At 71.1% G+C, this 19,187-nt stretch carries 8 protein-coding genes (1 of these 8 running past the window's edge); 3 read left to right on the plus strand and 5 right to left on the minus strand.

Going from position 1 to position 19,187, the window contains the following annotated elements:
- Together GA0070604_RS13795 and GA0070604_RS13800 are read right to left on the minus strand one after the other, a co-directional pair.
- On the minus strand, positions 1-284 hold the 5' portion of the coding sequence (locus GA0070604_RS13795; RefSeq protein ID WP_091118315.1) for a type I polyketide synthase. Its footprint begins 17,428 nt before the window's first position; the window shows 284 of its 17,712 coding nt (coding positions 1-284); its start codon is at positions 282-284; the stop codon falls past the left edge of the window.
- Positions 274-14,142, minus strand: coding sequence for a type I polyketide synthase (locus GA0070604_RS13800; protein ID WP_208602043.1), 13,869 nt, complete (start codon positions 14,140-14,142; stop codon positions 274-276). The genes GA0070604_RS13795 and GA0070604_RS13800 overlap by 11 nt, the downstream gene beginning before the upstream one ends.
- Positions 14,143-14,669: 527 nt before the next feature.
- Between GA0070604_RS13800 and GA0070604_RS13805 the strand changes: the two genes are divergently transcribed.
- Complete coding sequence (locus GA0070604_RS13805) at positions 14,670-15,320, plus strand: DUF1579 family protein (protein WP_167363460.1); 651 nt, start codon at positions 14,670-14,672, stop codon at positions 15,318-15,320.
- Positions 15,321-15,469: 149 nt separating this feature from the next.
- Here the strand turns inward: GA0070604_RS13805 and GA0070604_RS13810 are convergent, their stop codons facing one another.
- The gene (locus tag GA0070604_RS13810; RefSeq protein WP_091118318.1) at positions 15,470-15,901 is read right to left on the minus strand and encodes a DUF2000 domain-containing protein; all 432 of its coding nucleotides are present in this window, start codon (positions 15,899-15,901) and stop codon (positions 15,470-15,472) included.
- A 48-nt stretch (positions 15,902-15,949) separates the two neighbouring features.
- On the opposite strand from GA0070604_RS13810, the gene GA0070604_RS13815 reads away from it, so the two are divergent.
- The gene (locus tag GA0070604_RS13815) at positions 15,950-16,768 is read left to right on the plus strand and encodes a helix-turn-helix transcriptional regulator (RefSeq protein ID WP_244161883.1); all 819 of its coding nucleotides are present in this window, start codon (positions 15,950-15,952) and stop codon (positions 16,766-16,768) included.
- On the opposite strand, the gene GA0070604_RS13820 is transcribed toward GA0070604_RS13815, so the two are convergent.
- Both GA0070604_RS13820 and GA0070604_RS13825 read right to left on the minus strand, forming a co-directional pair.
- Positions 16,765-17,496 (minus strand): helix-turn-helix domain-containing protein, encoded by a 732-nt coding sequence (locus GA0070604_RS13820; protein ID WP_091118319.1) that lies wholly within the window; start codon positions 17,494-17,496, stop codon positions 16,765-16,767. The two genes, GA0070604_RS13815 and GA0070604_RS13820, sit on opposite strands and share 4 nt — an antisense overlap.
- Positions 17,497-17,879: 383 nt before the next feature.
- A complete protein-coding gene (locus tag GA0070604_RS13825; protein WP_244161884.1) occupies positions 17,880-18,188 on the minus strand; it encodes a DUF5988 family protein in 309 nt (102 codons plus the stop codon).
- 175 nt (positions 18,189-18,363) lie between these two features.
- Here GA0070604_RS13825 and GA0070604_RS13830 point away from each other — a divergent pair, with 175 nt between their 5' ends.
- Complete coding sequence (locus tag GA0070604_RS13830; protein WP_341845339.1) at positions 18,364-19,122, plus strand: thioesterase II family protein; 759 nt, start codon at positions 18,364-18,366, stop codon at positions 19,120-19,122.
- The last annotated feature ends 65 nt before the right edge of the window (positions 19,123-19,187 follow it).

Here is a 19,187-nt window from a genome sequence, read left to right on the forward strand (position 1 = left end):
TCCCGCGTGTACGTGGTGCCCGGGCTGTCCGGATCCGGGTCGTAGAGGGTGGCCAGGTCCCAACCGCGGTCGGTCGGGAACTCGCCAACCGCGTCGGTGCCGGAGGCCAGTAGCTGCCACAGCTCCTCCGGGGAGGTGACCCCGCCCGGATAGCGGCAGGCCATCCCGATGATCGCGATTGGCTCCCGCGCGCGTTCCTCGACCTCCTGCAGGCGCTGGCGGGTCTGGTACAGATCCGCGGTGGCCCGCTTGAGGTACGCGACCAGCTTCTCCTCATTCGCCATCCGTGGCCACCTCACCGGTGAGATCGAGCTGCGTGAGTTCAACGTCCAGGTCCTGGTCGAGCAGGTGGAAGAGCTCCTCCGGCGTGGCCGAGAGGATGTCGCCGGCGAGCGCCGGCCCCGGCTCCACGCCGGTGAGCTGGTGCAGGAGTCCTCGGAGGCGGGCGACCAGCGCGTCCCGCCCGGTTGAGGTGTCGCCGTTCAAGGCCCGTACCGCTGTCTCCAGCCGGTCCAGTTCGGCCAGTGCCAGCTCTGCCGGGTCGGGCTGCCGCGGTGCCAGCTGGTCCCGCAGGTACGCGGCCAGCGCGACCGGGGTCGGGTGGTCGAAGACGACGGTGGCGGGCAGGGGCAGACCGGTGAGCCGGCTGAGCTGGTTGCGGAACTCCAACGCGGTCAGCGAGTTGAGACCCAGTTCGAGGAAGCCGCGGTTCTCCCCGATCCGCGAGGCGTCGGCGTGCCCGAGCGCCTTCGCCAACTGGGCGCGGATCAGCTCCGTCAGCGTGCGCTGCTGCTCGGTGCCGTCCTGGTCCCGCAGCAGGGGGACCCACTGGGTGGTGGCGGCCCCGGTCGTGTTGGTGGGTTGGGTGAGGTGGGTGGGGAGGTTGGTGGGGTTGAGGTGGGCGGTGATGGGGGTGGGGTTGGTGGTGGTGAGGGCGGTGTTGAGGAGGGTGAGGGCGTGGGGGGTGGTCAGTGGGGTGATGCCGGTGTTTTGGAGGCGTTGGAGGTCGGTGTTGTGTAGGTGGGCGGTGAGGGTGCTGGTGTCGGTCCAGTAGCCCCAGTTGAGGCTGGTGGCGGGTTGGTTGTTCTGGTGGCGGTGTTGGGCGAGGGCGTTTTGGAAGGTGTTGGCGGCGGCGTAGTTGGCTTGGCCGGGGGTGCCGAGGGTGGCGGCGATGGAGGAGTAGAGGAGGAAGTGGGTGAGGCAGTGGTGGTGGGTGAGGGTGTGCAGGTGCCAGGTGGCGTCGACTTTGGGGTCGAGGGTGGTGTGGAGCTGGTGGGGGGTGAGGTTGGTGAGGGTGGCGTCGTGGAGGGTGCCGGCGGTGTGGATGACCGCGCCGAGTGGGTGATCGCTGTGGTCGATGTGGTTGATGACCTCGGCTAGGTGTTGCCGGTCGGTGGTGTCACAGGTGGTGATGGTGATGGTGGCGCCGTGGCTGGTGAGGTGGTGGATGAGGTGGGCTGCGTCGGGGTGGTGGGGGCCCTGTCGGCTGATGAGGTGCAGGTGGCGGGCGCCGTGGTGGGCGATGAGGTGGATGGCGGTGTGCCGGGCGAGGGTGCCGGTGCCGCCGGTGATGAGCGTCGTACGCTCCGGGTCGAACGGTCGCGCTGCTGGTGCGGGGGCCGGGCCGGGGTGGCTGCGCGGTGACGCGGCGGAGGATGGACCGGTGTCGGGGGCGAGGCGGGCGGCGTGCGGCACACCGGCCCGGAGGGCCAGCTGCGGGTGACCGCCAGCGAGGGCGGCCGCGAGTGTGCTGAGGCTTCGCGGGGTGCGGTCGGTGTCGACGAGGGCGATGCGGTCCGGGTGTTCGGTCTGCGCGGTACGGACCAGACCCCAACAGGTGGCGGCCGGCAGGTTGGTCAGCTCGTCCTGGGCGTCGACGCTGATCGCGCCGGTGGTGAGGACGGTCATCCGGGCGCCGGTGAAGGCCGACTGGGTGAGGAAGGCCTGCAGGGTGTGCAGGAGTTGTTCGGTGGCCTGGTGCACGGCCGCCGGCACATCGGCGTCGTCCTCGGCGGTGTGGTCGGCCAGCGGGACGACGACCTGCGCGGGGGCTGCGACTTCCCCGCCGGTGACGGCCTGCTGAAGGGCGTCCAGGTTCGGATAGCAGGGCAGGTCCCACCCGGGCACCGGGCCGCCGATGGTCACCCACCCCTGCATGGCGGCCGGACCGGTGGGCGGCGTGACCGGCACCCAGTCCAGCCGCCACACCTGTCCCCGCGCGGTGGCCTGCCCAGGCAGGTCGTCCACCGGCACCGGCCGGAACTCCACCTTCGCCACCGACAGCACCGGCGACCCGGTCCCGTCCACCGCCACCAGCGCGCACCCGTACGTACCGTCCGACCGCAGCCGGATCCGAAGGTCGGTCGCTCCCGCCGCGTGCAGCCGTACGCCCGACCAGGTCATCGGCAACGCCACCGCACCCTCGCCGGCCGCGCCGTCCGGCGTGGCGAGCCGCATCGCGGCGTCCAACAGCGCGGGGTGCAGGACGTGGCCGTTCACGCCGTCGACGCGTACCTCCGCGGCGAACTCCCCGTCGCGCTGCCAGCCGGCGACCAGGCTGTCGATGCCCAGTTCCCAACCGTCCGCCGCCGCCCGTTCCCGCGACGCGGCCAGGTCGACAGCGGCCCACCCCGACGGTGGCCAGGTGGCCTCCGGATCGTGGGCCGGCGCGTCCGACGAGGAGAGGAGGCCGGTGGCGTGTCGGCTCCAGACCACCTCTGCGTCGGCGCTGTCGCCTACGGCCCCCACGTGGACCGTGATCGGCCGCCGGCCGGAGCCGTCGGCGGCTGTCACGGTCACCTGAACCCGTAGGTGTCCCTGCTGCGGCAGCACCACCGGTTCCCGTACGGTCAGCTCGTCGACCTGGTCGCAGCCCACCTGGACCGCCGCGTGCAGCGCCAGATCGAGTGTGGCGGTCGGCGGCAGCAGCATCGCGCCCCGCAGTCGATACTCGGCGAGCCAGGTCTGCTCACCGGCGCCCAGCCGGCCGGTCAGCACGACGTCCGGCGTACCGGCCAGTTCGAGGGCCGCCGGCAGGACCGGGTGTGCGCTGGGCCGGAGCCCGAGGTGCTGGGTGTCGGTGGCCGGGTTCGCGTTGAGCCAGTAGTGCCGTCGTTCGAAGGGGTACGTGGGTGGGGTGGTGTGGGTCTGGGTTGTTGGGAGTAGGTGGGCCCAGGTGATGGGGTGGTTGGTGTGGGTGTGGAGGTGGGCGGTGTTGGTGAGGAGGGTGTGCCAGGGGTCGGTGTCGCGGCGGAGGGTGTGGCAGACGGTGGTGTCGTTGTCGATGGTGGGGGCGAGGAGGGGGTGTGGGCTGATCTCGATGAGGGTGTGGTGTCCGTCGGTGGTCAGGTGTTGGAGGGTGGGGTGGAAGTGGACGGGGTGGCGCAGGTTGTCCCACCAGTAGTCGATGGTCAGTTCGGTGCCGGGGACGGCTTGTTGGCGGGTGCTGCTGTAGAACGTGGTGTCGCTGCTCTGGGGGCTGACGGTGGCCTTGGTCAGTTCGGCTTGTAGTGGGTCGATGTGGGGGCAGTGGCTGGCGTAGCTGACCGGGATGATTTTGGCGGTCAGGCCGTGGCTGGTGAGGGCTTGGTGGGCGGCTTGGATGGCGTGGGGGGTGCCGGAGAGGACGCTGCTGGTGGGCGCGTTGTGGGCGGCGAGGTGCAGGCTCGCGGCGTGTTCGGGCACCAGTCGGGTCAGCAGGTCGGGTAGTTCGTCGGGGGTGGGGCCGGTGACGGCGAGCATGCCGCCGGTGCCTTCGATGGTGGTCAGCGCCTGTCCGCGGTGGGCGATGAGCCGTGCGGCCTGGTCGAGGGCGAGGATCCCGGTGGCGTGGGCGGCGGTGATCTCGCCCTGGGAATGGCCGATGACGGCATCAGGGTTGATGCCGTGGTGCCGCCACAGTGCGGTGAGCGCGGTGGTGACCGCGAACAGGACCGGTTGGACGACATCGACCCGGTCCAGGCTGGCCGCGTCGGGTTTTTCCAGGATTATGTCGAGCAGTGACCAGTCGACGTGCCGGCGCAGGGTGGCGTCGGTGGTGTTGATGCTGTCGCGGAAGACGGTCGAGGTGCGGTAGAGCTGGTGGGCCATGGCGGGCCATTGACTGCCCTGACCGGGGTAGATGAACCCGATCCTGCCGCCGTCTCGGGCCTCACCGACGGTCAGGTTGTCGTGCTCGACCCCGTCGGCCAGAGCGGTGAGGGCTTCGCGCATCTCCTCGACGGTGCGACCGAGAACGACCGCCCGGCACGGGAACGTGCTACGCCCGACGAGGGCGTGGGCGACGCCGACCAGGTCCAGGCCGTCCGTGTCAGCGGCCCAGTCCCGCAGCCGGCGGGCGTACTCCCGCAACGACGTCTCGGTCTTCGCAGACAGCAGCCAGGGCACCCACCCACCACCGGGCAGGTCGGTCAACTCGGCGTCGTCCCCGTCGGCCGGTGTCGTCGAGGTCGGGGTGGCATCCGATCCGGTCTGTTCCGGCCCGCTGCCGGCCGGCTCATCAGCCGGGGCCTCCTCGATGATCAGATGCGCGTTGGTACCGCTGATGCCGAAGGAGGAGATGCCGGCCCGCCGTGGCTGCCCGTTCGGCTTCCACTCGACGGGCCGGTCGAGCAGGCGGACGTTGCCGGCGGTCCAGTCGACGTGGGGGGTGGGGGCGTCGATGTGCAGCGAGCGGGGCAGTGTGCCGTACCGCATCGCCTGGACCATTTTGATCACGCCGGCGACCCCGGCGGCGGCCTGCGTGTGCCCGATGTTCGACTTCACCGAGCCGAGCCACAGCGGCTGGTCGTCCCGCCGCTGCTGGCCGTACGTGGCCAGGAGGGCCTGGGCCTCGATCGGGTCGCCGAGGGTGGTGCCGGTGCCGTGGGCCTCCACGACGTCGACGTCGGCGGGGGTCAACCTCGCGTTGGCCAGGGCCTGGCGGATGACGCGTTCCTGCGCCGGTCCGTTCGGTGCGGTCAGCCCGTTGCTGGCGCCGTCCTGGTTGACCGCCGAGCCGCGGAGAACGGCCAGGATCTGGTGGCCGCGCTCCTGTGCCACCGACTGCCGCTCCAGCAGCAGTAGGCCCACACCCTCGCCCCAGCCGGTGCCATCGGCGGCGGCGGCGAACGGCTTGCACCGGCCGTCCGGTGCCAGGCCGCGCTGCCGGCTGAACTCGACCAGCACCGTTGGGGTCGCCATCACCGTGACCCCACCCGCGAGGGCCAGGTCGCACTCACCGTTGCGGATGGCCTGTGCTGCCAGGTGCATCGCCACCAGCGACGACGAACACGCCGTGTCCACGGTGACCGCCGGCCCCTCCAACCCCAGGGTGTACGCGATCCGCCCCGAGGCGACACTGCTGATGCTTCCCGTCAACAGGTGACCCTCGAAGCCCTCCGGTGCCCGCTGGATCCGGCCTCCGTAGTCGTCGTACATCACTCCGGTGAAGACACCGGTCGCGCTGCCGCGCAGGCTGGTCGGATCGACACCGGCCCGCTCGACGCACTCCCACGCCGTCTCCAGCAGCAGCCGCTGCTGCGGATCCATCGCCGTCGCCTCACGCGGACTGATCCCGAAGAACTCCGCGTCGAACCGGGCCGCCTCGTACAGGAATCCCCCGTGCCGGGTGTACGTCGTCCCGGTCCGCGCCGGGTCTGGGTCGTAGAGACCGGCCAGGTCCCAGCCGCGGTCCTCCGGCAACCCGCCGATCGCGTCACTGCCGTTGATCACCAGGTCCCACAACTGCTCCGGACTGCTCACCCCACCCGGGTACCGGCAGGCCATCCCCACGATCACCACCGGGTCGTCCAGCGCCGTCGCAGGCGTGGGCGCGACCGCCGTCCGCTCCGTCCCGTCGGGTACGGCGGAGACCCGGGCCAGTAGTTGACCGACCACCGCGGCGGGGGTGGGGTGGTCGAAGACCAGCGTCGCCGGCAACCGGAGACCTGTCGTGGCGCTTAACCGGTTGCGCAGCTCCACCGACACCAGCGAGTCGAACCCCAGCTCCTTGAAGGCCCGGTCCAGCGGCACCGCCGAGGCGGAGGGCAGGCCGAGCACCGTCGCCACCGCGTTCCGCACCAGTTCGCGTACCGCTTCCTCGCGGGCGGGCTCGGGAAGGCCGGCGAGCTGCTCCCGCCACCGGCCGCCGGACGGGGTGGTCCGGCTGGGTTGGGTGAGGTGGGTGGGGAGGTTGGTGGGGTTGAGGTGGGCGGTGATGGGGGTGGGGTTGGTGGTGGTGAGGGCGGTGTTGAGGAGGGTGAGGGCGTGGGGGGTGCTCAGTGGGGTGATGCCGGTGTTTTGGAGGCGTTGGAGGTCGGTGTTGTGTAGGTGGGCGGTGAGGGTGCTGGTGTCGGTCCAGTAGCCCCAGTTGAGGCTGGTGGCGGGTTGGTTGTTCTGGTGGCGGTGTTGGGCGAGGGCGTTTTGGAAGGTGTTGGCGGCGGCGTAGTTGGCTTGGCCGGGGGTGCCGAGGGTGGCGGCGATGGAGGAGTAGAGGAGGAAGTGGGTGAGGGGGTGGCGGTGGGTGAGGGTGTGCAGGTGCCAGGTGGCGTCGACTTTGGGGTCGAGGGTGGTGTGGAGCTGGTGGGGGGTGAGGTTGGTGAGGGTGGCGTCGTGGAGGGTGCCGGCGGTGTGGATGACCGCGCCGAGTGGGTGATCGCTGTGGTCGATGTGGTTGATGACCTCGGCTAGGTGTTGCCGGTCGGTGGTGTCACAGGTGGTGATGGTGATGGTGGCGCCGTGGCTGGTGAGGTGGTGGATGAGGTGGGCTGCGTCGGGGTGGTGGGGGCCCTGTCGGCTGATGAGGTGCAGGTGGCGGGCGCCGTGGTGGGCGATGAGGTGGATGGCGGTGTGCCGGGCGAGGGTGCCGGTGCCGCCGGTGATGAGCGTCGTACGCTCCGGGTCGAACGGTCGGGCCGTGGGTGGCGTGGTGCCGTCCGGACCGAAGGGTTGGGCGGTCGATGAGGTGGTGTCGGGGGCCAGGTGCGCGGTGTGCGGGGCGCCGCCACGAAGGGCCAGCTGCGGCCGGGGGCTCGCGACCGCGGCGGGCAGCGCGGCGATGCTCTCATCGGTGTGGTCGGTGTCGACGAGGGCGATGCGGTCCGGGTGTTCGGTCTGCGCGGTACGGACCAGACCCCAACAGGTGGCGGCCGGCAGGTTGGTCAGCCGGTCGTTCGCACCGACGCTGACCGCGCCGGTGGTGAGGACGGTCAGCCGCGCGTGGGTGTAGGCCGGTTGGCCGAGGAAGGCCTGCAGGGTACGCAGCAGCCGCTCGGTGACCTCGTGCACGGCCGCCGGCACATCGGCCTCGTCGTCGCTGCTGTGGTCGGGCAGCGCGAGGACGACCTGCTCCGGCGTCGGGACCTCTCCGCTGGCGATGGCCTCGTGGAGGGCGTCCAGGTCGGGGTAGCAGGGCAGCTCCCAACGGTACGTCGGCGTACCGACGATCACCCAGCCGTCGGTGGCCGCCCGGCTGGCGGGCAGGGCCACCGGCGTCCAGTCCAACCGCCACAGGCGACCGTCGTACGTCTGCCGGCTCGCGTCGAGCTGCGCCGCGGTGACCGACTGGAAGGCCAGCGAGTCCACCGAGAAGATGGCTTGACCGGCGTCGTCGTGAACGGAGAGGGCGATCTCGTGTGGTCCCCGCCAGCTGAGACGAACTCGCGCCGTGGCCACTCTGGTGCTGCGGAGCCGGCGTACCCCGGACCAGGAGAAGGGCAGCCACAGCCGACCGGGTTCCCGGGACACGATCGCGTCAACGGCCAGGTGCAGCGCCGCGTCCAGCAGCGCCGGGTGCAGGCCGTACCCGTCGGTGTCGCCGGGCTCGGGCAGCGCGACCTCGGCGTACAGGTTCTCGCCGGACCGCCAGGCTCGGCGTACGCCCTGGAACACCGGTCCATAGTGGTAGCCGGTCGACGCGAGCCGCGGGTACAGGCCGTCCAGGTCGACGGGGATGGCGCCGGAGGGGGGCCAGGCCGTCAGCGGGCTCGGTTCCGGCTCGTCCGTGCCGTCGTCGAGGGCAGCGGTGGCGTGATGGGTCCAGCTGACCTCGCCGGGGGCGTCGGAGAGCCGGGAGTGGACGGTCAGCATCCGTCGGCCGCGCTCGTCCGGGGCGCCGACGGCGACCTGGAGGTCGGTCGGCCGCTCGCCGAGGCTGAGCGGGCTGTGCAGGGTGAGCTCGTCGAGGTGGTGATGCTCGGCGGCCGCCCCGGCGTGCAGGGCGAGGTCCACGAACGCGGTCGCCGGCAGCAGGCAGCCGGTGCCGATGGTGTGGTCGACCAGCCAGGAGTGGGTGCGGGTGGAGAGCCGCCCGGTGTGTACGTCCTCGCCGTTGCCGGCGGTGGTGAGCGCGGCGCCGAGGAGCGCGTGGGTGCTCGGCCGCAGTCCGAGCTGTTGCGTGCCCGCGACGGGAGCCACGTTGAGCCAGTACGGCTGGTGGTGGAAGGGGTACGTGGGTGGGGTGGTGTGGGTCTGGGTTGTTGGGAGTAGGTGGGCCCAGGTGATGGGGTGGTTGGTGTGGGTGTGGAGGTGGGCGGTGTTGGTGAGGAGGGTGTGCCAGGGGTCGGTGTCGCGGCGGAGGGTGTGGCAGACGGTGGTGTCGTTGTCGATGGTGGGGGCGAGGAGGGGGTGTGGGCTGATCTCGATGAGGGTGTGGTGTCCGTCGGTGGTCAGGTGTTGGAGGGTGGGGTGGAAGTGGACGGGGTGGCGTAGGTTGTCCCACCAGTAGTCGATGGTCAGTTCGGTGCCGGGGACGGCCTGTTGGCGGGTGCTGCTGTAGAACGTGGTGTCGCTGCTCTGGGGGTTGACGGTGGCCTTGGTCAGTTCGGCTTGTAGTGGGTCGATGTGGGGGCAGTGGCTGGCGTAGCTGACCGGGATGATTTTGGCGGTCAGGCCGTGGCTGGTGAGGGCTTGGTGGGCGGCTTGGATGGCGTGGGGGGTGCCGGAGAGGACGCTGCTGGTGGGCGCGTTGTGGGCGGCGAGGTGCAGGCTCGCGGCGTGTTCGGGCACCAGTCGGGTCAGCAGGTCGGGTAGTTCGTCGGGGGTGGGGCCGGTGACGGCGAGCATGCCGCCGGTGCCTTCGATGGTGGTCAGCGCCTGTCCGCGGTGGGTGATGAGCCGTGCGGCCTGGTCGAGGGCGAGGATCCCGGTGGCGTGGGCGGCGGTGATCTCGCCCTGGGAATGGCCGATGACGGCATCAGGGTTGATGCCGTGGTGCCGCCACAGTGCGGTGAGCGCGGTGGTGACCGCGAACAGGACCGGTTGGACGACATCGACCCGGTCCAGGCTGGCCGCGTCGGGTTTTTCCAGGATCACGTCGAGCAGTGACCAGTCGACGTGCCGGCGCAGGGTGGCATCGGTGGTGTTGATGCTGTCACGGAAGACGGTCGAGGTGCGGTAGAGCTGGTGGGCCATGGCGGGCCATTGACTGCCCTGACCGGGGTAGATGAACCCGATCCTGCCGCCGTCTCGGGCCTCACCGACGGTCAGGTTGTCGTGCTCGACCCCGTCGGCCAGAGCGGTGAGGGCTTCGCGCATCTCCTCGACGGTGCGACCGAGAACGACCGCCCGGCACGGGAACGTGCTACGCCCGACGAGGGCGTGGGCGACGCCGACCAGATCCAGGCCGTCCGTGTCAGCGGCCCAGTCCCGCAGCCGGCGGGCGTACTCCCGCAACGACGTGTCGGTCTTCGCAGACAGCAGCCAGGGCACCCACCCACCACCGGGCAGGTCGGTCAACTCGGCGTCGTCCCCGTCGGCCGGTGTCGTCGAGGTCGGGGTGGCATCCGATCCGGTCTGTTCCGGCCCGCTGCCGGCCGGCTCATCAGCCGGGGCCTCCTCGATGATCAGGTGCGCGTTGGTACCGCTGACACCGAACGAGGACACGGCAGCCCGACGAGGCTGCGGGCCTGGCTTCCAGTCCACCGGTTGGTCGAGGAGGCGTACCTTTCCGGCGTCCCAGTTCACGTGCGGGGTGGGCGCGTCGAGGTGCAGGGTGTGCGGCAGCCGGTGGTGCCGCAGCGCGAGGACCAGCTTGATGACGCTGGCCACCCCGGCGGCGGCCTGGGTGTGGCCGATGTTGGATTTGATCGACCCGAGCCAGAGTGGCTGGTCGTCGCGGCGGTGTTGGCCGTAGGTGGCGAGGAGTGCCTGGGCCTCGATGGGGTCGCCGAGGGTGGTGCCGGTGCCGTGTGCCTCGACGGCGTCCACGTCGGCCGGCGTCAACCTCGCGTTGGCCAGGGCCTGGCGGATGACGCGTTCCTGGGATGGTCCGTTCGGTGCGGTCAGGCCGTTGCTGGCGCCGTCCTGGTTGACGGCGGAGCCGCGGATGACGGCGAGGATCCGGTGGCCGCGTTCCCGGGCCACGGAGAGCCGTTCCAGCAGCAGTAGGCCCACACCCTCGCCCCAGCCGGTGCCGTCGGCGGCGGCGGCGAACGGCTTGCACCGGCCGTCCGGTGCCAGGCCGCGCTGCCGGCTGAACTCCACGAGCATGCCGGGGGTGGCCATCACCGTGACACCCCCGGCCAGGGCCAGGTCGCACTCGCCGTTACGGATCGCCTGTGTCGCCAGGTGCATCGCCACCAGCGACGACGAACACGCCGTGTCCACGGTGACCGCCGGCCCCTCCAACCCCAGCACGTACGCGATCCGGCCGGACGCCACACTCGTCGTGTTGCCGGTCAGCACGTACCCGCCGACGTCTCCCGACGCCTCGTGCATCCGGGGGCCGTAGTCCTGCGGCATGGCGCCGACGAACACGCCGACCCGCTCACCGCGCAGGCTGGTCGGGTCGACGCCGGCCCGCTCGACGCTCTCCCACGCGGTCTCCAACAGCAGCCGCTGCTGCGGATCCATCGCCGTCGCCTCACGCGGACTGATCCCGAAGAACTCCGCGTCGAAGCCGGGGGCGTCGGTGAGGAACCCGCCCTCGCGGGCGTACGTGGTGCCGGGCCTGTCCGGGTCCGGGTCGTAGAGTCCCTCCAGGTCCCAGCCCCGGTCGGCGGGCAGCGGGCCGATCGCGTCCCGGCCCTCCACCAGCAGCTCCCACATCTGCTCCGGGGTCGCGACCCCACCCGGGTACCGGCAGGCCATTCCCACGATCGCCACCGGCTCGTCCAGGGGAACCGCCGGTGCGAGCGCCGCCACGGGAGCCGGGCCGCCGGCCGCCAACCGGTCGACGAAGTCGACCAGCCGGTCCGGCGTCGGATGGTCGAAGGTGATCCCGGCCGGGAGGTCGAGGCCGGTCGCCGCCGCGAGGTCGTTGCGGAACCGCACCGCCATCAGCGAGTCGAAGCCCAACTCCTTGAACGTCCGGGTCGGGTCGATACCACCGGCCGTCTCGTGGCCGAGGGTGAACGCGAGCCGGTCGAGCACCGTGTCGCGGACCAGCCGCTGACGGTCCGGCTCGTCGAGGGCGCGTACCCGGTCGCGTAGCGGCGGCACCTCGACCGCGGCCTGGGCCGCCGTGCCCGAGCCGTCCGCCGTCCCGGGCACCGGTACGGGCGGCCGTGGCGCCTCGGCCGGCGTGTCCAGCCAGTGATGGCGGCGTTGGAACGGATAGCCCGGCAGGTGCGGCGGGTCGCACCGGGCCGCGTCAACCGGCCAGACGTGGCCGGCGTCCACGACGTGCACCGCCGCGGCGGCGGCGCGCCACGTACGACCCGCGGGCTGCTCCGGATGCAGGACGTGCGCCGCGGTGACCGCGCCCGGCAACGTCTGGACATGCAGGGTGGTGAGCGTCCCGTCCGGCCCGAGCTCCACGAAGGTGCGTACGCCGTGTTGGTCGTGCAGCGTGGTGACACCGTCGGCATAGTGAACGGGAGCGAGGATGTGCTCCACCCAGTAGTCGGGGTCGGTGAGTTGTTCGGTGGTGGCGAGTTGTCCGGTGACGTTGCTGACCACCGGCACGGAGGGCGGAGCGTAGGTGAGGCTTGCGGCGACGGTGCGGAACCCGTCGGCGATGGCGGCCATGTGGGGTGAGTGGAAGGCGTGGCTGACCTGTAGCGCGGTGGCCTTGCGCCCCTGTTCCCGCCATTCGGCGGCCAGCGTGTGGCAGGTGTCGTGGTCGCCGCTGATGACTGCGGTGTGCGGTGTGTTGACCGCGGCGATGGCGACCCCGGACCGGCCGCCGATCAGGGCCGCTGCTTCGTCGCGGCTGGCCTGGAGGGCGATCATCGCGCCGGGCGTGGTGACGCTGTTCATGAGTCGGGCGCGGGTGGTGACGAGCAGGGCGGCGTCGCCGAGGGTCAACACCCCGGCGAGGTGGGCGGCGCTGATCTCGCCGAGCGAGTGCCCGGTCAGGTAGTCGGCACGCAACCCCCACTCACGGGTGGCGACCCGGTGCAGGGCGACGTGCAGGGCGAACAGCGCCGGTTGGGTGTAGGCGGTGGTGTCCAACAGGGCCGCGAGGTCAGTGCCCGGCTCGGCGAACACGACGTCCTGGAGACGGTGGTCCAGGTGGGAGTTCAACGCCTCGCACGCCTCGTCGAACGCGTCGCGGTAGGCGGGTTCGCTGGCGTACAGGTCGGCGCCCATGCCGGCGTACTGGCTGCCCTGGCCGGTGAAGCAGAAGGCGGTGCCCCGAGCGTCGGCGGCCACACCGGTGACCGCGAGGGGGTGCGGCCGCCCGTCGGCGAGCGCGCCGAGCGCGGCGGCGAACTCGTCCCGGCCGACGGCGGTGACCACCGCCCGGTGCGGGAAACGGGTCCGCCGGGCGAGTGCGTCCCCGACCGCGGGCGGCGAGACGTCCTCCTGCGTGGCCAGCCACGCCCCGAGCCGTCGGGCGTACGCGCGTAGCGCCGGCTCGGTCTTCGCCGACAGCACCCACGACGCTCCGCCGTCCCCGGCCGCCTCGATCGGCGCGCCGGCCGGAGCGTCGCGGACCACCAGGTGGCAGTTGGTCCCGCCCATGCCGAAGGACGACACGCCAGCGCGCAGCGGCCGGTCGGGCGAGGGCCAGTCGGTCAGCTCCCGCTGCACTCGCAGGCCGAGCTCCTCCAGCGGAATGTCCGGGTTGGCCGAGACGAAGTTCAGACTCGGTGGCAGCTTGCGGTGCCGTACGCAGAGCGCCAGCTTGACCAGGCCCACGACGCCGGCGGCCGCCTCCAGATGCCCGACGTTGGTCTTGGCGGAGCCGACCAGCAGCGGGCCGGCCGTGCCGCGTCGACGGCCGAGGACGGCACCCAGCGCGGCCGCCTCCACCGGATCGCCCACCCGGGTCCCCGTGCCGTGCAGTTCCACGTACTGCACCTCGGCCGGGTCCACCCCGGCGCGTCGGTACGCCGTGGCCAGCACCTGCTCCTGCCCGTGCCGGCCGGGCACGGTCAGCCCCTCGGTCGCGCCGTCGTTGCCCACCGCCGAGCCGTCGATCACGCAGTAGATCCGGTCGCCGGCTTCGACCGCGTCCGCCAGCGGCTTGAGCAGCACGAGCGCCGCGCCCTCGCCGCGCGCGTAGCCGTTCGCCCGCGCGTCGAAGGTGAAACAGCGCCCGTCGGGGGAAAGGCCACCGAACTGTTCGGCGCCGATCGCGCTCTCCGCCAGTACGGCGAGGTTCACGCCGCCGGCGAGGGCCGTTGTGGACTCACCGTTGCGCAGGCTCTCGCAGGCCAGGTGAACGGCGACCAGGGAGGAGGACTGCCCGGTGTCCACCGCCAGGCTCGGGCCGTGCAGGTCGAACAGGTAGGAGATCCGGTTGGCGAGGATGCTGCGGTGCAGGCCGGTCACGGTGTGCGGGGTGATCAGTTCGGCCCCACCTTGATAGGTGAGGTGGGCGTAGTCGTCCCAGATCGCACCCACGAAGACGCCGACGGGGGTGCCGGCCAGGGCCGCCGGGGTGGTCCCCGCGTCCTCGACAACCTCCCACGCCAGTTCCAGCATCAGCCGCTGCTGCGGATCCATCGCCGCGGCCTCGCGGGGTGAGATGCCGAAGAAGTCGGCGTCGAAGCCACCGATGTCGTCGAGGAAGCCGCCCTGGCGTACGGCCCCGTCGTCGACCGGGCCGCCCCACCGGTCCGGTGGCACCTCTCCCAGGGCGCTGGTGCCCGCGCTCAGCAACCGCCAGAAGGCACCCGGATCCGCCGCCCCGGGCAGTCGACATGCCAGCCCGACCACCGCCACCGGATACGGTCGACCGGTTCCGTCGGGAGCCGTCGCGTCAGGTCCGGTCATCTGCCTTCCCCCATGTTTGGTTCCTCTTCTGGTGGACGGGCGACGCAATCCGACATACCTTTCCGGAAAGCGCTTTTCCACATTTGTGAGGGGGCAGGACAGCCCGGCCTGACCGCAAATATGATGGCGTGGCGTCGGCATGGACAATTTCCTGCCCAGTCGACAAGGATAGGGATCGGCAATCAGGCCCGGATAGTCCCCTAGTACCCCTACTTCGACCCCCTGGGAGCAGCGTACGACCCCTGCTCACCCCAGTGCGGTAACGGTTTATGTCGCCCGAACCGCACGGTTGCGCCCCGACACCGCGCGCCGGCGTCGCGTATCCCCGCGCTTGTGTCTTGACTCGCCGGGGGCCCTTCATTACGTTCCCGTTCGACACCTTTTCGTGCCGGCCGGGCCTTCCCGTTACTTCCTCCCGATCGTGGCGAACGACGTCGCCGGCGCTTGAGGCAGCACGTTCCCGCAGGCGAGGAATTGCGGCCGGTCGATCGGTGTCGGCACCCGCTTCCAACCATTCGGGAGGAATAATGATTTCTCGGAGAGCGGCGGTTCCCGGCCGTACCCGGTCGCGGCTGCGCCGTGGCCTGGCCCTCGGTGCGACGGCGGTGCTCGGCGCCATGGTGATCGGCGCCGGAGCGCCGAGCAGCGCGGCGCCGGAAACCTTCCCCAACCTCGACGACGACGCCTTCGCGCTCAGCGGTTCCGCCACCGCGCCGCCGACCCAGATGCGCCAGCTCGACTTCATGCTCGGCAACTGGAAGTGCACGGTGACCACCCAGATGCACGGCCAGCCGCCGGAGACCGGCACCACCTACGTCTCGGTGCGGAAGATCCTGGGCGGGCACTGGTACGAGCTGCGCTCGCTACAGATGCCGACCGCGACCAACCCGCAGCGCCTCGTCGGTCGGCAGGTCTATGGCTGGGACCCGGCGGCGCAGCAGTTCACCACCTACTACTACGACGACGCGGACGGTCAGGGCGCCGGCACGGCTCCGCAGGTGACGGCGGGCCACGCCGTGTTCACCGGCACCTACCTGTTCAACGGCTTCCGCCACATCGGTCGGGACGACCTCTACTCACCGGCCCCGGGCAAGCTCTACAACGACATCTCGGTGGCGTTGGAATCTGCTCCGGAGGAGCTGTTCCCGGCCGGCACCTCCCGCTGCAACCGGCTCTGATCGTCAACCGGGCGGGTCGGATCGCCGACCCGCCCGGACGCGTTGCCGTACGGGTGCCGGCCGGTCGCCGACCGCGCCGACGGGCGCACGCCCGCGCGCTGCTCGCGTTCCGCACGACCTTCGTTCCTCGCCGTCGAACCGGATACGCGTCAGCCGTGCATGCCGGCGCCCTTCAGCACCTTGTCGACCGAGTTGCGGGGCCCGTAGACGCCCATCCCGACGAGATCGAGCTGCTCGGTGGGGACGGCCCGCACGGCGGCCCGGTTGTCCCGGTCGTTGTTCGTGGCGAACAGGTCCGAGGTGAACACCGACACCGGCAGGTTACGGCCGAGCGCCCGCCCGTGCGCCGCCCGGAGCAGTTCCTTGCCGCCCTCGAAGACCAGCACCGGTTGGCGGAACATCGACAGGTACGGCACGCCGCTCGCGTCTTCGTAGGGCTCGCCGATCACCTCGGGTATCGCCGTCCCGATGCCGCTGACCAGGAATGCCGTGATGTTCAGGCGCTGCCAGGTGAGCAGGTCGTCGCGGAGCAGCACGGCGATTTTGGTGTCGAAGCGCACGGGTTCGGTCGCAGTTGGCATGAACCGAGGATCCGCCTGCCGCCCGCGGCGGTCTTGTACGTTCTTGACGTGGCGACGAGGAGGGCTTGCCCCGCGGGCGCAAAGATCTCAGCGTGGCGGCCGCGTCTGGACGGCGTGGTGGAGGTGCTGCACGCCCACTTCACCGACCACGCCTATCCGATGCACGCGCACGGCGCCTGGGCGTTGCTTATCGTCGATGAGGGCGGGATCCGTTATGACCTCGACCGGCACGAGCGCGGTGCGTTCGGCGACCTGGTCACCCTGCTTCCCCCGCACGTGCCGCACAACGGCGTGTCGACCAGCGCGCGCGGCTTCCGCAAGCGGGTCCTCTACCTCGCCCCCGACCAACTGCCGGACGCGCTGGTCGGTGCCTCGGTCGACAACTCGGCCTTCGTCGATCCGCCGCTGCGTCGGGCCATCTCGCGGCTGCACGGCACGATCTGGCAGCCCGGCGAGGATCTGGAGGCGGAGAGCCACCTGGCGGAGATCACCGAGCGGCTGGGGGCCCGGCTCGGCCGCCCGGCCCTGCCGGCCCGGCTGGACCGCACTCCTGCGCACCGGCTGCGCGACCTGCTGGAGGACAACGTCGCCGCCGGGGTGTCGCTGCGGGATGCGGCGCGCATCCTGCACTTCCACCCGGCCTACCTGGTGCGCTCGTTCAGTCGCGAGTTCGGCATGTCCCCCCACCAGTACCTGATCTCCCGGCGCGTCGACCTGGCCCGCCGGCTCATCCTCGCCGGCGAACCGCTCGGGTCGGTCGCCGCTGCCAGCGGCTTCTACGATCAGCCACACCTGATCCGCCACTTCAAGCGGATCCTGGGCGTCAGCCCGAAGAGCTTCGCCCTCGACCGATCCGGGAGACACTAGGCCGCGACGCGGAGCCGTTCGATGCCGGGCAGCACGGAGAGCAGCGGGGGATACCGCCAGTCGGGCGGCCGGATGGTCAGCTCGACCTGCACGTGCCGCCCAGGGATGATCCGCAGCTCGTCGGAGATCCCCAACAGCAGCGACGGCGTGGTGTGGCCGTCGGTGGTCGGCCCGACGGCGGCCGCGAGGAGATACCACCGGCCGGCCGGAACGGTGGCCAGCCGGAACGGCCCAGGCTGCTCGATCAGTCCGGAGGTGACCGGACGCCCCCGGGGAACGGGGCTGTCGAAGACGCCGACGAAGATCGGCGAGTCGGCCGGCGGGACCGCATGAATGCCGCCGGAGAGGCTGCCGGTGGGCCGCTCCTGGAGCGGCTGGCTGGCGGCGCTGTTCTCGGGAAGCGGTTCGCCCTGCGCGACCCGGCGGTAGGCGGTGGGGGAGAGCCCCACGCACTCGGTGAACCGGCGGGTGAAGGTGCCCAGGCTGCCGTAGCCGACCTGGATGCTGATGTCGGCCACGCTCAGGGTGGTGGTCGAGAGCAGGTGTTTCGCCTCGTGGATGCGGACCGCGGAGAGGAAGCGCCCCGGCGTTACGCCGGTGACCCGACGAAAGGTCCGCAGAAAGTGGAACTTACTTATCATTGCGGACCGGGCCAGGTCGTCGAGGCTCAACGGCTCCTCGTACCGGTCACGAATGGCGTCAATGGCTCGGCGGATGCCGTCTTTCACGTCGCCCCCCGCAAGAAAGGTCTCCTAACGGCGAGTCTCCTGCCGTCCGCTGCCAGAACGCGCACAGATCACTGTCATGCGGCTGGACTCGACGACAGTTCCGTGAAGGCGTGCTTCGCCGCCTTCAAACGGAAGAATGGCCCCGTACCGCGCCGTAATGTCGCCGCAATCCTAGCACCCCGTGAGGTGTCAATCGCGGTGAGTGTTCAAAGTGGGCGGTCCGGTTGGCGGCATCCTCCCGCGCAGGCGGGAAATGGGTTGTTGGTGGCCTCCGGGCATTCTGCCGGGAATTGCGCATTGGCCGAGCTGTGACGGACCTGGGTGGTCTGTCTAGTTTGGACCATGCTGCTCGACCGAGGGCTCCCCGGTCGAGCAGCCGCCGGTCACTCGGCCACGCGGGTGCGGGTGGTCCACCGGAACACCACCGGGCTCGGCGACGACGTCGAGCTGCCACCGTCCCGTTCGAAGTGCTCGTAACCGCCCCGGTGGTGAATCTTCACCTTCTCGCCATCTCGCGGCAGCCGCTGGGTCCGCACGGTCGCCGGCAGGTCGCTCGGTCCGCCGACGAGAACCGCCTCGATCATGTTTTCGACGACGTTTTCGGACGAACTGGTCATCGCTGCCCCCATGCTGCGGGAAATGTTTGCGAATCGACAGCCTTCATCATCGTCGGCGGTTGTGGGATTGGGCACCCGTAATGCACCCCTATCCTGGGGTGGGGCTGGGGGAATGGCGGTTATGGTCGCTGATCGGCCGGTCGGCCCAGGGGCGGCCAGCCAATACAATCCACCGAGGCGGTATCGCCCGCCGCCCAGCCGGGTTCCCGGACCGGGCGGGCCGGCCCCCTTTTCAGGACGGTGAATGCAGGTGACGACGGCTTTTTCCCAGGACGTCTGGACGCGCCGCTACCACGAGGCTGGCCCGGACGCGATGCGACTGATCTGTTTCCCGCACGCGGGCGGGTCGGCCAGCTTCTACTTTCCGGTGTCCCGCGCGCTCGCGCCGCGCGTCGAGGTGCTGGCCGTGCAGTACCCCGGGCGCCAGGAGCGGCGCCGGGAACCGGCGGTGAACTCCATCCACGAGCTGGCCGACCAGATCGCCGCGGCGCTCCCGTACGAGGACTGGCGACCCACCGCCTTCTTCGGACACAGCATGGGCGCGACCCTGGCCTTCGAGGTGGCCGATCGGCTCGAACGTGACCGAGGGCTGTCGCCGGTGCACGTCTTCGCCTCCGGACGCCGGGCGCCGAGCCGGGTCCGGGTCGAGAACCTGCACCAGCAGGGCGACGACGCGATCGTGGCCGAGCTGCGGCGGCACAGCGCCACCGACGACCGGCTGCTGGACGACCAGGAGCTGCTGCGCATGATCCTCCCCGCGCTGCGATCCGACTACCACGCCATCGAGACCTACCGGGCGCGCCCGGGCGCCCGGCTCCGCTGCCCGCTGACGGTGCTGGTCGGTACGGCCGATCCGCTGGTCACACCCGACGAGGCGGAGGCGTGGCGAACCCACACCACCGGCCCCACCGACGTGCGGTACTTCCCGGGCGGGCACTTCTATCTGACCGAGCGGATGCAGGAGGTCCTCGCGGTGATGACCGAGGTACTCACCGCGGTCCCGCGCTGACCGCCAGCACATCGCCGCCCGGCGTCGTCACGACGCGGGGCGGCGGCGCGTACCCCGGACCCGCT

Source organism: Micromonospora eburnea (assembly GCF_900090225.1).
In the GTDB taxonomy this organism is placed as follows: domain Bacteria; phylum Actinomycetota; class Actinomycetes; order Mycobacteriales; family Micromonosporaceae; genus Micromonospora; species Micromonospora eburnea.

Coding starts and splice junctions, on each gene's coding strand:
- GA0070604_RS13805 (WP_167363460.1), top strand. CDS start 14,670: ATGATTTCTCGGAGAGCGGCGGTTCCCGGCCGTACCCGGTCGCGGCTG.
- GA0070604_RS13810 (WP_091118318.1), bottom strand. CDS start 15,901: ATGCCAACTGCGACCGAACCCGTGCGCTTCGACACCAAAATCGCCGTG.
- GA0070604_RS13800 (WP_208602043.1), bottom strand. CDS start 14,142: ATGACCGGACCTGACGCGACGGCTCCCGACGGAACCGGTCGACCGTAT.